General features: G+C 36.1%; 14 protein-coding genes. 6 read left to right on the forward strand and 8 right to left on the reverse strand.

All coding sequences use genetic code 11. The features are described 5' to 3' along the window. Window positions 1-23 precede the first annotated feature (23 nt). The 4 genes from lon (at window position 24) to CRV04_RS00630 (ending at window position 5,107) form a co-directional block, all read left to right on the forward strand. A complete protein-coding gene (lon, locus tag CRV04_RS00615) occupies window positions 24-2,441 on the forward strand; it encodes an endopeptidase La (RefSeq protein ID WP_128994688.1) in 2,418 nt (805 codons plus the stop codon). A 4-nt stretch (window positions 2,442-2,445) separates the two neighbouring features. Next, window positions 2,446-3,036, forward strand: coding sequence for a hypothetical protein (locus CRV04_RS00620; protein ID WP_128994689.1), 591 nt, complete (start codon window positions 2,446-2,448; stop codon window positions 3,034-3,036). Continuing rightward, on the forward strand, window positions 3,023-3,553 hold the full coding sequence (locus CRV04_RS00625; RefSeq protein WP_128994690.1) for a rhomboid family intramembrane serine protease: 531 nt from the start codon (window positions 3,023-3,025) through the stop codon (window positions 3,551-3,553). The genes CRV04_RS00620 and CRV04_RS00625 overlap by 14 nt, the downstream gene beginning before the upstream one ends. Before the next feature lie 279 nt (window positions 3,554-3,832). Beyond that, window positions 3,833-5,107, forward strand: coding sequence for a Y-family DNA polymerase (locus tag CRV04_RS00630; RefSeq protein ID WP_128994691.1), 1,275 nt, complete (start codon window positions 3,833-3,835; stop codon window positions 5,105-5,107). A gap of 3 nt (window positions 5,108-5,110) precedes the next feature. Here CRV04_RS00630 and CRV04_RS00635 read toward each other — a convergent pair whose 3' ends face one another. Next, window positions 5,111-5,509 (reverse strand): DUF2721 domain-containing protein, encoded by a 399-nt coding sequence (locus tag CRV04_RS00635; RefSeq protein ID WP_128994692.1) that lies wholly within the window; start codon window positions 5,507-5,509, stop codon window positions 5,111-5,113. 221 nt (window positions 5,510-5,730) lie between these two features. Here CRV04_RS00635 and CRV04_RS00640 point away from each other — a divergent pair, with 221 nt between their 5' ends. Further along, on the forward strand, window positions 5,731-7,305 hold the full coding sequence (locus CRV04_RS00640; protein ID WP_128994693.1) for a BCCT family transporter: 1,575 nt from the start codon (window positions 5,731-5,733) through the stop codon (window positions 7,303-7,305). Here the strand turns inward: CRV04_RS00640 and CRV04_RS00645 are convergent. From CRV04_RS00645 to CRV04_RS00660, 4 genes are all read right to left on the reverse strand, one after another. Then, the gene (locus CRV04_RS00645) at window positions 7,295-7,981 is read right to left on the reverse strand and encodes a gamma-glutamyl-gamma-aminobutyrate hydrolase family protein (RefSeq protein WP_128994694.1); all 687 of its coding nucleotides are present in this window, start codon (window positions 7,979-7,981) and stop codon (window positions 7,295-7,297) included. The two genes, CRV04_RS00640 and CRV04_RS00645, sit on opposite strands and share 11 nt — an antisense overlap. Next, window positions 7,948-8,967: an amidoligase family protein gene (locus tag CRV04_RS00650; protein ID WP_128994695.1), complete on the reverse strand. Its 1,020-nt coding sequence runs from the start codon at window positions 8,965-8,967 to the stop codon at window positions 7,948-7,950. Before CRV04_RS00650 ends, CRV04_RS00645 begins: the two co-directional genes overlap by 34 nt. Window positions 8,968-8,976: 9 nt before the next feature. Continuing rightward, on the reverse strand, window positions 8,977-9,435 hold the full coding sequence (locus CRV04_RS00655) for a hypothetical protein (RefSeq protein WP_128994696.1): 459 nt from the start codon (window positions 9,433-9,435) through the stop codon (window positions 8,977-8,979). 88 nt (window positions 9,436-9,523) lie between these two features. After that, on the reverse strand, window positions 9,524-10,351 hold the full coding sequence (locus CRV04_RS00660; protein WP_128994697.1) for a LysR family transcriptional regulator: 828 nt from the start codon (window positions 10,349-10,351) through the stop codon (window positions 9,524-9,526). Window positions 10,352-10,451: 100 nt separating this feature from the next. Here CRV04_RS00660 and CRV04_RS00665 point away from each other — a divergent pair, with 100 nt between their 5' ends. Next, the gene (locus CRV04_RS00665; RefSeq protein WP_128994698.1) at window positions 10,452-11,630 is read left to right on the forward strand and encodes a YbfB/YjiJ family MFS transporter; all 1,179 of its coding nucleotides are present in this window, start codon (window positions 10,452-10,454) and stop codon (window positions 11,628-11,630) included. Here the strand turns inward: CRV04_RS00665 and CRV04_RS00670 are convergent. The 3 genes from CRV04_RS00670 to dctP are packed head-to-tail and all read right to left on the reverse strand — an operon-like array spanning window position 11,627 to window position 14,912. Further along, window positions 11,627-13,324 carry a TRAP transporter large permease gene (locus CRV04_RS00670; protein ID WP_228126418.1) on the reverse strand — a complete coding sequence of 566 codons (1,698 nt, stop codon included), beginning with the start codon at window positions 13,322-13,324 and terminating at the stop codon, window positions 11,627-11,629. The genes CRV04_RS00665 and CRV04_RS00670 overlap by 4 nt on opposite strands. Beyond that, the gene (locus CRV04_RS00675; protein ID WP_228126419.1) at window positions 13,321-13,884 is read right to left on the reverse strand and encodes a TRAP transporter small permease; all 564 of its coding nucleotides are present in this window, start codon (window positions 13,882-13,884) and stop codon (window positions 13,321-13,323) included. Before CRV04_RS00675 ends, CRV04_RS00670 begins: the two co-directional genes overlap by 4 nt. A gap of 17 nt (window positions 13,885-13,901) precedes the next feature. Continuing rightward, window positions 13,902-14,912, reverse strand: a complete 1,011-nt coding sequence (gene dctP / locus CRV04_RS00680; protein ID WP_128994699.1) for a TRAP transporter substrate-binding protein DctP — start codon at window positions 14,910-14,912, stop codon at window positions 13,902-13,904. Window positions 14,913-15,002 lie beyond the last annotated feature (90 nt).

The raw sequence follows: 15,002 nt of genomic DNA on the forward strand, positions 1-15,002 counted from the left end.
TTTAAAACAAAGGAGAGTTATAAATGGAATTAAGTAATTACGACTCTTTCCCTCAAGAGATACCATTAATTATAGAAGACGATATATTTTTATATCCATTTATGATTGCACCACTATTTTTAGGTGAAGATATTAATATCAAAGCAGTTGAAACAGCTATTGATACCAATAAGTTGGTGATTGTCAGTGTAAGTAAACCCGGACAAGAAGGTAAACGAGATGCCGATAGTTTCTACAACGTCGGTGTTGTAGGAAATATCATGAGAAAAGTGAGCCTTCCAGATGGTAAAATAAAAGTATTGTTTCAAGGATTGGCCAAAGGAAAAATTGAAAAATTTGACTCTGAAAACCCAGCATTTGCTTTTGTTGATACCATCAAACCTGAACCGTATGATGAGCAGCAAATTGTTTCACTCATTGATGTATTGCGAGAACAAGTTAAAAAACTTTCACGAATCAACTCAAAGTTTCCTGCAGATTTAATCAAAACCATCGATGAAAACAATGATCCTGTACGAATTGCAGACTTAATCTCTTCAGTATTAAGAGTGAAAAAAGATGAAGCGTATGAGTTATTTTGTGAACTTAATGTAGAAAACCGACTCATTAAAATCATTGAAGTGATTAAAAAAGAGATTGAGAGTTTTAAAATTCAAAATGAAATTACTCAAAAAGTCAACTCTAAAATTGAAAAAACGCATAAAGATTACTTCTTAAAAGAGCAAATCAAAGCGATTCAAAAAGAGTTGGGTACAGATAATAAAAAAGACCAAGAGATTAAAATTTACAAAAGGAAGCTTAAAAGACTCAAACCTTTTATGCCAAAAGATGGCTACAAAGAGACCAGAAAACAGATTGAGAAGCTTTCAAGAATGCACCAAGACTCTCCGGATGCTTCACTGTTGCAAACTTACATTGAGCAAGTGTTAGAGATACCATTTGGAAAACTCTCTGAAGCAAAAATTTCTGTTGCCAATGTGGAAGAACAATTAAATAAAGACCACTACTCATTGTGCAAACCAAAAGAGCGAATCTCTGAATATTTTGCGGTTAAAGAGTTGTTAGAAGAGCGTGGGATTGATGATGCCAAAGCCAAAGGTACCGTACTATGTTTTGTGGGACCTCCGGGTGTGGGTAAAACCTCTTTAGCCAACTCTATTTCACAAGCACTTCAACGACCATTGGTACGAATTGCTTTAGGTGGTATGGAAGATGTGAATGAACTTCGAGGGCACAGACGAACTTATGTGGGAGCTATGCCAGGACGATTAGTCAAAGGTTTAGTGGATGCAAAAAGCATGAACCCTGTGATGGTTTTAGATGAAATTGATAAATTGGGTGTAAGTCATAAAGGAGATCCAAGTGCCGTGATGCTTGAGATTTTAGACCCTGAACAAAACAATGAGTTCAGAGATTTATACTTGAACTTCTCTATTGACCTTTCACAAGTGATTTTTGTAGCAACTGCTAATGATGCACGACGAATTCCACCGGCACTTAAAGACAGAATGGAGTTTATTGAGATTTCATCATATACACCAAACGAGAAGTACCATATTGCACGAGACTATTTGATTCCTCAAGAGTTACAACGACACGGGCTTAAAAAAAGTGAAGTAACGATGTCAAAATTAACGATTGAAACCATTATTGCTAAGTATACAAGAGAGGCTGGAGTTCGTAACTTACGACGAGTCTTCTCTAAACTTTTTAGAAAAGCAGCCAAAAAACTCTTAACTGAAAAAGAGACCAAAAAGGTTTCAATCAACACTAAAAACTTGGTGAAATATTTAGAACAACCCATTTTTGAAATTGACCCAGCCGATAAGAAAAACTCTGTGGGTGTTACAAACGGTTTAGCTTGGACAGCAGTGGGTGGAGATGTGCTTAAAATCGAAGCCATTAAACTCAATGGAAAAGGGGTGCTTTCTTTAACGGGGAACATGGGGGATGTGATGAAAGAGTCTGCACGTATCTCACACAGTGTAGTGAAAGTACTTATTGATAAAGGACGCATCAAAGTTCCTCAAAACATCATTCCAAAATCGCCTAAAGAGAAAGAGGAAAAAACCAAACTGGATTCAAGTGAAGTGTACAAACGATACGACATCCACTTGCATATTCCTGAAGGGGCTACTCCAAAAGATGGCCCAAGTGCTGGAATTACGATGGCTGTGACCATTGCATCTATTTTGTGTGAAAAAGAAGTGCGGTGTGATGTGGCCATGACGGGGGAGTTAACTTTAAGTGGAAAAGTACTTCCTATTGGAGGATTAAAAGAGAAACTCATTGCTGCTTATAAAGCAAAAATGGTGAAAGTTTTGATTCCTAAAAAGAACTTCCAACGAGATTTAGAAGATATTCCATACGAAGTTAAAAAAGCGTTGGAGATTAAAGCCGTTGATACCATAGAGGATGTTTTAAAAGAAACATTAGTATAAGGTTATGCGAAGAAGAAAGGTTGAGCGAAATCCCGGACAAGTCATAAATAACTTTTTTACACTCGTAACGATTGTTATTATGACGGCGGTGATTACAATGTACATTAAGTATGTTGTTGAACCACAAAATGAAGCGTTGGGAAACCCCGACCTTCCTTGCCAAAAACTCACCTACACCTCACAAAAGATTTTTAATGAAACACTTTTAAAACAAGCCTATGCACTTTACAGTCAAGGTCAGATTGTTTTAAACGGTGGAGTGATACCATCTGAACATGCCCCTTCAAAAATCAAAAATGTGATTGATATAGAAAAGAGTGATAAACTTTTTTTAGATACAATAAATAAAAACGTACCCAAAGAGATGCAGCGTTATGTCACCATCAAATATGAAGTGATTGAAAACGATAAAGACGATCCTCGAAAAAAGAGTGAAGAGTGTCGTTTGGTTGATGGTTCATTGATGACCTCTTTTAGAGTCAATGGGAAAGAGGCATACCGTATGTATACCGATTTTGAAAAAGCAACCATGCAAGATATCTCTCAACGAGTTGAGTGTACGATAAAGGCGTTTGAACATAATGCAAAACTTTAAAACTTATACCCTAACCAATGCTATTATTGTTATTACTATTTTGATGTACATTGTACAAATCAATATGGAATATGGTTCGATTATCTTGGGCTTAAATCTCTATTTTGAGCAGGGTGGTTATTGGTTTCAACCATTAACAACGATGTTTGCTCATGGAGGCATTGGACACTTGGCGATGAACATGTTTGTGTTGTATCAATTTGGTAACTTAATTGAGAAGTATCGTGGTAAAGTACAACTGCTTTTTTTATATTTTGTGGGTGGTATTTTAACCTCTTTAGGAAGTTATGCTTTTATGAGTGCGGTTGGTTTTTCGCATAATCTTGTGGGAGCATCAGGCGCTATTTGTGTGCTGTTGGGTTATGTGGCATTGATGGATAGAAATCAGAGAAAAGGTATCATTACATGGGTATTGGTGATTTCTGTATTTCCAGTGCTTTTAGGTCTGCCGGTTGCTTGGTACGGACACTTTATTGGTCTTGCATTTGGATTTATTTTGGGCTTTATCAGACGTTAGCTTTGGATAAAGTAGGTGTAAGCATACATCGCTGCAACAACAATGGCAATACCAATCCAGACATCTTTGACTTTAACGCTTGGATTTAAGATACCACAATAAGGGCAACGTCTGAGTTTTGGTTCAATCTCTCTTTTACAGTTTCTACAATGTTCTATTTTTTATCCTTTTATAGGGCTTTTTTAAAGAGTGAAATATACACAAAAAATTTTCAAAAGTCAATGATTGCATTTTGTAATATAATTGAGTGTAATCAGAAAAAAACTCTATACTTTTACCATGATATTACACCTGGATCTTGATTGTTTTTTTGTCTCCGCACACCGTACCATTGATAAGAGTTTAGAAGGAATACCCACCGCAGTTGGTGGACGAAGTAACCTCAATATTTTTGATAGAAAAAAAGCGCAACGCTTTATTTCCAATAATTCAGGCGCATTTGTCAGTTCTATTGTCAGTAACAACGAAGGAGAAGACGCAGAGTATTTTAAAGATGAACATGGTCGTATTCGAGGCATCATTACCACTGCGTCATATGAAGCCAGAGCGTATGGCGTAAAAACCGCCATGAGTGTGAATGAAGCGTTGCAACTGTGTCCTCATTTGAAAATGATCAAGCCACACTATCCTTTGTATCATGAACTTTCACATAAACTGGCACAATTTTTAAGCAATCGTATGCCTTATATTGAGCAGTTCAGCATCGATGAATTTTTTGGAGATGTCACAGGATGGGTAGAAAAAAGCGAGATTAAAGAGTTTGCACTGAATCTACAAAAAGAGATCAACGAGCAGTTGGGATTGCCTATTTCAATTGGGGTAGCGGAGTCAAAATGGATTGCCAAACTTGTAACGGAGTTTGCAAAGCCGCATGGGGTAAAAGTGGTATTTAAAGCTTGTGAAGAGGAGTTTATCAAAGATATTCCCATCGAGATGTTTTCAGGAGTGGGCAAAGGGTATGCTGCCAAACTGCATGGGTATGGTATTTCAAAACTGGGGCAAGTCAAAGCCAAAAAAGAGTTGTTTTACTCTTGGAAGAAACCGGGTATTCAACTCTATAACCGTATTTGTGGTATAGATAATGAAAAAATATCTTTTTATTCCGATGAGTACAGTGTACGAAAATCCATAGGTATTGGGCGTACGTTTGATCCTTTACAAGACAGAATAGAGTTGCGACGGCGAGTGGTTATTTTATGTCGATATTTGAGTTTTTTGGTGCTCAAACAAGGCGTCAATCCTCAAACTTTTTATCTGAAAATTCGCTATGAGTTTCGCTCAAAGTCAAAAAATACCGTATCAACCAATCGATTGTTCAGTGAGGCTTATTTTAAAGAGGAGATGCTCAAACTATTTGATATTACAGATAATCATACAACCCATCGTGTGGTCCAACTCAATATTGCGGTGTCCAATTTTAACGAACAAAATCCTAAAAGCTTCAACCTATTTGAGTATGAAAATGATTTACAACAAGCCAAGTTAAACAAAGGTATTCAAGAGTTGCGCAGTAAATTTGGTATTGATATTATTAAAAATGCGAGTGAACTTTAAATGTTACTCGCACTGCTTGGTTAAATCTTGAAGCTCTAAATTCAAAGCATTAGAAGAGATATAGACTTCCCACAATGAAATAAACAGAGATATACACATTGTAATCAGACTTAATCCAAAGATTTTTTTACCAATTTCATGAAACTCTAAAAAAAGACTGAACATCGAAAGCGTACACAAAAGCATTGAAACCACACCAAAAAACTGCATCCATTTGGTCAATTCCAATCTCTTTTTGAGATTTTCAATTTGACCTGCAAGATTTTTACTTCCTGTGGTGCGAGCTTGACTTGAAATAGAACGTATGAGTTGCCCCGTGGTTAAAAAACGGTTGGTATAAGCAAGTAACAGCAAAGAAATTGCTGGAAAGAGTAGGGCTGGAGTTGAAATTTCAATATCCATAAATGACCTTTTTATTTTTGATATTTTAACACAAACCAAACATCATGTAAAGATTGAAAAAAAGGGACCATTATTTTAATTGTATACTATTTCTACAATTTATACATCTATTTCACATTTAATTTACATATAATATGTGATATATTCACTTAAAATATGTAAATTAATATCACAATATAACTTTTTTGATAAATAATTTTTGATAAAATATTACATATTAAATGACAAGGAGGTACATTATCAGTAAAGCAGCTTATAAAACGGACTACGAAGTTGGTCAAGATAATGTTGAAATTTTAGGTATGGATATTCACAATCCAGTATTTTTTTTGAGTGCACTGCTCATATTACTGTTTGTAATTACTACCATTATGTTCCCTACTGTATCCAAAGAGGTGCTTGATGGAGCAAAATGGTGGGCAATTAACCATTTTGATTGGCTCTTTATGAGTGCAGGAAACTTTTTTGTACTCTTTTGTTTGGCACTGATTTTTTTACCTGTGGGTAAAATTCGTTTAGGTGGCAATGATGCAAAACCAGAGTTTTCACGAATTTCATGGTTTTCGATGCTGTTTGCTGCAGGTATGGGAATTGGATTGATGTTCTGGAGTGTGGCTGAACCAGTAGCTTATTATACCGCTTGGTATAAAACGCCTTTAGGCGTAGAAGCCAATACTGCTGAAGCAGCTTCGCTTGCTATGGGTGCGACGATGTATCACTGGGGAGTTCATCCTTGGGCCATTTATGGTGTGGTTGCACTCTCCTTGGCATTTTTTGCTTATAATAAGAAGCTTCCATTGACTATTCGATCGGCTTTTTATCCTTTACTTAAAGAGCGTATTTGGGGCTGGCCAGGTCATCTCATTGACTTATTAGCTGTGTTAGCAACTATTTTTGGTTTGGCAACCTCTTTAGGATTGGGAGCCAAACAAGCCGCCAGTGGATTGAACTATGTATTTGAAACGGGCAATGATATCAATGTTCAAATTGGAATCATCATCTTTATTACAGCTGTGGCTATTTTTTCTGTGGTACGTGGGATTGATGGAGGAGTGAAACTCTTAAGTAACCTCAATATGCTTATTGCCTTTATTCTGTTGGTGTTCATCATTCTTGTGGGAACTTCTACGGGTTTTTTAAGTGTATTGTTTAATACGTTTACCAGTTACATGGAAAATATCATTCCTTTGAGTAATTTTGTTAATCGAGAAGATGAAGCGTGGTTGCATGGCTGGACCGTATTTTATTGGGCATGGTGGATCTCTTGGTCGCCATTTGTTGGAATGTTTATTGCGCGTATTTCAAAAGGACGAACTGTACAAGAGTTTATGATTGCCATTTTAATTATCCCTACTTTGATTACAATGGTTTGGATGTCTGCTTTTGGAGGTACCGCCATTGAACAAGTACAAAATCATATCGGAGAGCTCTCAAATGGTATTTCAACTGTATCTTTAGCAATGTTTCAAATGTTTGATAATTTGGCATGGTCATCAATTATTTCTGTGCTGGGGATTGTTTTGGTATTGGTCTTTTTTGTAACAAGTTCAGATTCAGGCTCGTTGGTCATTGACTCTATCACTGCAGGTGGAAAAATGGATGCACCAGTTCCTCAACGAGTTTTTTGGGCAACAATGGAAGGGCTTATTGCAGGTGCATTACTATTTGTAGGAGGTAAAGATGCCCTTTCAGCCTTGCAAGCGGGTGCCATTACAACTGGACTTCCTTTTGCCGTTGTGTTACTATTTATGTCTTGGAGTTTGTATAAAGGGCTTAAGTCTGAAGTTAAGAGTTGATGCCATTTGAAGCTGTTTGAACCAAGAGTTTGAACAGTTTCAGATGATTTTTCATAAAAAAAAGATATTCAGGATGCCACTGCACGCCATAAATCAGACTCTTACTGTCTTTATATGAAATGGATTGAATGATGTCATACTCATCCATTGCTTCAACTTTAAAACTTTTTGGAATCTCTTTGACCGCTTGATGATGCAAAGTGTTGATTTGTATTTCACGTCGTTTAAGCACTCTTTGTAAAAGGCCTTTGGATTTAATGGAGATATTTTTCCACGCAAACGGAGTATAACGATACTCATATCCCTCTTTACGTATATCTTTATAGAGTTTCCCTCCAAAAAAAATATTGATCAATTGATAACCTCTGCATATACCAAAAACAGGAATGTTTTTTTCAATTGCTTTATGCAATAAGGTATACTCTAATACATCTCTTTTGTAAGTAATCACATCTTCCAGTTCGCAACTCTCTTCTTCGAAAAAAGCGTAATACAAATCATCACCACCACTGATGATTAAACCATCCATTTCAAGAGTTGTATAGTTGTCTTTTGGTCGTATGACTTGACTTCTTGCTCCACATAAAAGAAGGGAGAGTCGAATAAAAAAGCGAGAGATATACCCTTTATTGGGTCCTGTTATTACGATAAGAGGTCGAGAATGTGAAAATGACATTGTTCTATCCACTCATGAGTATTAAATATTGGTGCCTCCAAATAAGTTAAAAACTCCTCACTCATAATCTCAAATTTCTTAGGATTTGCCACTAAGAGTTCAACCATTACCCAAGGCAGAAACTCTTGCGTTAATGACCATCTTAAGATATTGACTTTTGAGTTTGCTAATCGATAGTGAAACGTAGGGCGTGCATTGATTTTCTCTTTTGGAAGGTGTTGTCGTACTCTTTTTTCATCCCAAAAAGTCATTAACGGTAACATATCTAAAATACGATTACGTGTAGGATTAAATGCAATATACTCTTCAATAAACTGCTCTTGATTAGGCTTATACGCTTTGTCAATCACTTTTTTAAGATACTCTTTGGGAAAATCATTGATATATGGAGAGATTTTACGAGCGATGTCCACTTCACTTTGTACTTCAATCCACTTTTGTAAAATCAAAAAAGCTTTAAAGGTTTTAAGCACATCAATGCTCTCTAAGGAAGCAGGTTCAATGTTAAAGTGCACTCCAAAAGCATAATGCAGTGAGTGTGTGGTACCAAAAGCACCATGTAAACAGAATGATTCTGCGAGTTTATCTATTTCAAAAAGATTTGAAATGGGTACGGGTGGTGTGGCCACTTCAAAGGGAACAAAACGTTTGGAGGTTTTATCTAAAAGGGTGTCAATATCATGTGAGACATCTCCAATGTAGTGTTGCAGTTTCTCAAAGAGACCCTCTTTTTGTATCTTTTGAAGCAGTTGGGCATCCAGTTCAAAGTTAAAAGTACCGTATTTACTTTGAGTTAATTGCCACTCATATTTGCTGGTCTTTTTGATTTCTCCACCAAAAAGTTCTCGTGCAAGTTCGATACTTTTTTCTAAAGAGAGGTTTGAATACTCTATTTCTACTCCGACGTGTCGAGCTTTTTTCTCTTTGTTAAAAAAAAGGTGAGGCAAAAATTTTTTTTCTATTTTATTGATATATTCCAGACTCATAAAAACTCCTTAGTGTTCAACAGTATAACTGAGTTTTTGATAAATTCCCAATCCAATGATGACAAAAACGGCAGTGAGTATAAGCATGGCAGGATAAATAAGTAAGTGCATGTCGTTAGCACCTGCTTTAAAGATATAGACCAAGCCTTCAACACTCACTGCTATGGCAATAATGGTCATGATTTTAGTGAGGGTTCTTCGAGCTTCTTTGGGTTCTCTTAACTCTTTATTTCTAAATACCTCTTCTTCAATCATATATTTTGAAATATCTAAAATAGCAATAGAAATAATCACCGTACCCACTGATTGTAACATCACTAAAATAAACTCTTTTTTATTGACATAATTTTTGATGGCTTCAATCACTTCTGTGGTAGACCACCAAAGAATCGCCAATGATATTCCTGTAAGAATAACTGCAAAGAGCAGATAAATTAAAGTTGTCAGATTTTCAAATCCTTTTTTCATAAGTGCTCCTTTGTATGCTGTTATTAAAACATAACATAACAAAGTAAAATCAAACTTAACTTTGTCACTTAAGAAAAAGGTTAAAAGCTTAGAGCTGAAGTTCTTTAAGGTAGTTTGAAATGGAAGGAATAAAATCTTTTCTGCATACAAGTGTGGTGGGAATATGAGCATCATTTTTGTCTAAAAGAGTGATTCTTATATCCTTATCATATCCCATTTTTTCAACAAGACTCATAGGTAAAAGTGTGCGTCCCATTCCCACTTTTACGCACCCCAGTATGGTTTCTAAACTTCCAAAACAGAGACTTTTTTCAATTTCAACACTGTTTTGTTTCATATACTCTTTTAAAAACTCATCATATCGACACCCTTTTTTAAAAGTTAGCGTTACATTAGGAGAGAGCATATCATTGGATTCAAGCAGAGCCATATCCTCTTCAATGACATTTAATACCATCAGTTTATCACTTTTGGGATAACCACTGATAAAAGCAATATCAACTTGAAAATCTAAAATCATCTGTACAACATCTTGCGTGGTACCTGTAAAAAGTTCTAAATGCATGGTAGGAAAAGCTTCATGCAGTTGCATTAAAAAAGGTGAGATTCGAACGGCTGCATTACACTCTGTAGAGCCTACTCTTAAATGTGTCATGGGTGTATCATTTTGTAAACTTGATACCGCATCTTCGAGTTTATGAATGATTTCTATGGCTTTGGGATAAAAACTTTTTCCCAATTCTGTAAGAATGACCCCTTTGGGAACTCTGTGAAAGAGTTGGGCATCGAGTATTTTTTCAAGTTGTTTGATACGTGAAGTGACATTAGATTGGGCACACTTAAGTTCATTGGCTGCCAATGAAATACTCTTTTTATTGGCCACACTCACGAATACTTTTAACAAATTCAAATCCATATCACTTCTCCTTATATCATATATCATGATTGATTATTTGACACTCAATAACTTTTAGTGATATGATACCATGAATGAACCAATTTAACAAGGGCATCATATGAACAGATTATTAAACCGCAATGATAATGTTGCGATTTTATTGGCAGGTATTTTTTCAGGTATTGTCGGAATGGGAGTTGCACGATTTGTGTTTACGTCACTTTTACCTGATATGCTGGATGATTTTCTTACATTAACATTTGCAGGTATTTTAGCAGCATTAAATTTTGCAGGTTATATGGGAGGATCGATTCTTTCAGTCTTTATTAAAGACATCAATCAAAAAGTAATACTCTATCGAATCGGAATTGTATTGTGTCTTTTAACTACAATCCTTTTAGGTTTGACCACCAATGAAACCCTGTGGCTAATTTCAAGAATCATTGCTGGTTTTGGAAGTGCGATGCTTTTTGTGGTGGGTTCAGCTATTGTTATGACCAAACTGACCTTTGAAAATAAAACAAAAGCCATGGGGATTCATTTTAGTGGTATAGGATTTTCTATTTTAGTCACAGATTTGGTCTCTCGAGCAGTATTGTCTTCAGGCTATACTTGGCAAAATTCATGGATTGTATTAACCATTTTTGGTGCTGTTTTAAGCTGTTATTGTTGGTATATTTTATGTTTTGATAAAGAGGTGCATCAAAAAGTAGTGAAACACAAATTTGATTTTTCACTCTTTAACTTGTATGTCATACTTCTTATTATGGCTTATTTTACGGAAGGTGTTGGATTTGTTGTTCAAGCAACATTCTTGCCTGATATCATCAACTCTTTAGAAGGCTTAGAAGGGTATGGAAACCTTACATGGACGCTGGTGGGGATTGCTGGAATTCCTTCGTCTATTATATGGTTACGATTGGCACATAAATATGGCAGTATCAATATCATTATGATTGCTTTGTTGGTGCAAGTCGTGGGTATTTTAATTCCAGCATTGACCAATAACATTGTATTGAATCTGCTTTCAGGTATTTTATACGGTGGAACTTTTATTGGATTGGTTGGGTTGTTTATGAATTTAGGGGGAAAACTATCACAAAAAAACCCTGTCGTATTAATGGGTGCTTTGACCACATCTTATGGAGTAGGACAAGTGATTGCTCCTCTTTACAGTGTTGCTTTAACGCATCATTATGGAAATTACAACATGGCACTGTATGTCACAGCTGCCATTGTGGTTGGTGGAATACTTCTTTTGATGATTGCTAAAAAATTAGAAACAGTCAGAAACTAAGAACCAAATAAACTGTCTCTAAAAGCGACATCGCGTAAAAACAGTGCAATGTCAGGGAAAAAAATCAGAGCAATCGCCACACTTAAAAGAATAAAAATAAAGGGAGGTGTCCCTTTAATCACCTCCATATATGGTCGTCTGAACACAGCAATGGCCGTAAAAATATCACACCCAAAAGGGGGTGTGGCTGAACCAATGGCCACTTGTAGAGTAATAATCGTACCCACTAAAACAGGATCCAATCCTACACTAGTCACAACAGGTGCAAAAATAGGTACTAAAACCAAAATAACGACAATGGGATCCACAAACATACAACCAATAAAAAATGCCAATGAGATGACCAATAAAATTTCATACTCATTCATATGTATTAAACCAATGGCATTGAGGATTTGTTGGGGAATTTGTGCGTAAGATAAAACCCAGGCAAAAGCTGCACCTGCTCCTACAAGTATAAATACAACGGCTGTGACTAAACCTGTTGATTTTGCTGTTTCATAAAAATCATGAAGTTTCATGGTCTTAAAGACAACACCCTCTAAAAAAACAGCATACGCAACACTCACTGCTGCTGCTTCAGTGGGACTGAAAATGCCTCCAAAGATTCCGCCAATGATAATAAAAGGAAAACCCAACGGCCATAACGCATTGTATACAGCACTTGTTCGCTCTTTCCATGAGGCTTTAGGTTCAGTTGGAATATTATTAAAATGAGCATAAGCATAACTGTATAATGAAAAAAGAAACAGAATCAAAAGTCCTGGACCAATACCTGCAATAAAGAGTTCTGGGATAGAGGTTTTTGCCACAATACCATAAATAATCATACCAATGCTGGGTGGAATTAAAAACGCAATATCACTGGAATTAATAATCAATGCCAAGATAAATGAGTCTTTATAACCCCCTTTTTGCAAACGTGGTCGCAAAGGTGAACCAATAGCAACAACCGTGGCTTGTGTGGAGCCTGACACTGCACCAAACATGGTACAAGCCCCTGCTGTACTTATGGCCAATCCGCCTTTGATGTGTCGAACAAATGCCATGATTAAATCGATGAGTTTTTCAGCCGATTTCCCTCGTGTCATGATGTCTGCTGAGAGAATAAACATTGGAACTGCAATCAAAGCAGGGGGACGAATACCTCCCATCATCTGTTGAATGATAAACTGCATGTTGTCCATTTGTCCATCGTATAAAATAAAAATACCCAGTGTTGCTCCTGCAATAAGAGGAATTTTCATTGGAAAACCCAAAAGAAGAAAAACAATCATAAGAATAAACACGGTTAAACCAAAATGGGTTTTGAGATACTCAAAAAGGTTAAATCCTCTATCTAATACAATCGTACTGTTTGTTTGTGCAGGATCATTTCCCTTTTCTATAAAAGCAGAAATCTCGATTTTCCCATCATTGAAATGTGCAATATCAACGGCTTCAATGCTCCAGTTTCCAAAAGCATTGGTCTGAACAGTTTGTTTAATGGTGTTGCCACTGTTATCTGTCAAAACAACTTTTATAGCGTGTTTTTCGACATTTTCTTCGGCATAACCATACACAGACAATAAACTCTTTTGTTCTAACACACTCTCTTCAATCACCAGTTTAATATCGGTGTTTGCATGACTGATTATGGTAAGCAAACAAAAAATCAACGCTAAAACAAACTTTTTAAAAAAAGGAGTATTCATTGGTTTTGCTCCTCTTTTTTTTCACCATACTCATCTTTCATACATGTAGAGAGATAGACGTTGTTTTCTTGCAGATTCTTAATCAGTGTAAAAGCGTATTGCAGTGCAGTGATAAAAAAACCAACAGGCACCCATAAGTAGATATAAAAAACAGGGATTTGAAGTGCAGGAAGAATACGGCCACTTTGATACACCTCTACAATATATAAATAAGAGTAGTATGAAAGCATGAACATAAAAACAGAGGTAATTAAAGCAATCACAAGCATTAAAAGTTTTCGGTAGGGTTTTTTTAAAGCATCATATAAAGCCGACATTCTGATATGTCGAGCTTTTCTCGCAGCATAACTCAGACCTGCAAAAGTTGTAATGATGATAAAAATAACATTGAGTTCACCCGTGAAAGTTAACGCATCGTTAAAAATAAAACGGCTTATAACTGCAGCAATGGTATTTAAAGCCATACAAACGACCCCTAAAGCTAAGATAAAGCCCTCAAATTTATGAAGGGCATTATCAATAAAATCAAGAGGTTTTAAAAGAGTGTTAAAAAGAGTCAAAAGAAAAACCTAATGTTCTAGTTCCCATTTTTCATTGCTTGTTTTAAGTCCATGCGCATTTGCTTCAAAATGTCTTGGTTTGAATCACTTTTATCAGCAAAACTCTCTTGCACTTTTTGCGCTGCTTTGATAAAAGGGGCACGCTCTTTTTTGCTCAATGTTACAATTTTAAAACTCGGGTTTGTACGAACAATACGTCCTAAACCATAGGCATCGAGTTTTTGTGCCTCTTTTAAAATCACCTTGTGTGCATACGCTGCTGCTGCTTTAATGAGTTTTTTATCCCTTGAACTTAAAGCATCAAAGAATTGTTTATTGGCACTCGCACTGGCATTGAAGTGTCCATGTCCAGTATACGTCAATACGTTGGTTAAATTGTCCAAATCATACGCTTCAATCCATACTGTGGGGTTCTCTTGACCATCAATCATATTGGTTTTAAGTGCACCAATTAAATCTCCCCAACTCATTGGAACAGGAGAAGCTCCAAAAGCTTTATAAGTCTCTACAAGTATCGGAGAACCAGGCATTACACGAATTTTTTTACCTTTTAAATCATTAGGAGAATGAAATGCTTCAAAAGTAGTGATTGCCATTTCTCCTTCAGGAAAGATTGAAAGTAACTCTAAACCGTGTTGATGAAACACCGAAGGCAACATCTCATTAATCACTTTGGAGTGTTTAAAAAAGTAGTCCAGTTGTTGGGTATTGGTTGGTAAAATATAAGGCAGTGTAAAAAGATCCATTTCTGGAATCGTTCCACCCATATAGCCTGTGGATTGTCCTAAAAATTGGAGCAGACCTGCACGTGTTTGCTCCATCATGTCGGTCTCTTCTCCTAAACTTCCTACAGGGTAAATCTTGATTTTGTGTCGAGAATTCTCTTCAATAAACTCTTTAAAGGCTGTGGCGTAGATGCCTTGAGGGTCGTTTAGTCCTTCTCCCATGGCATATTTCCATGTAGCTGCACTTAAAGTAGTGGCACATATTGTAAGGGCTAAGACGAAAATTTTAAACTTTGAAATCATGTTTTTTCCTTCAAATTTTTGGTGGTAAAATAAACACAAATAATGTATATATTTTACATATTTTATGTTTATTTATAACATTAAATAGGT

Source organism: Candidatus Marinarcus aquaticus, from assembly GCF_004116335.1.
GTDB classification, from domain to species: domain Bacteria; phylum Campylobacterota; class Campylobacteria; order Campylobacterales; family Arcobacteraceae; genus Marinarcus; species Marinarcus aquaticus.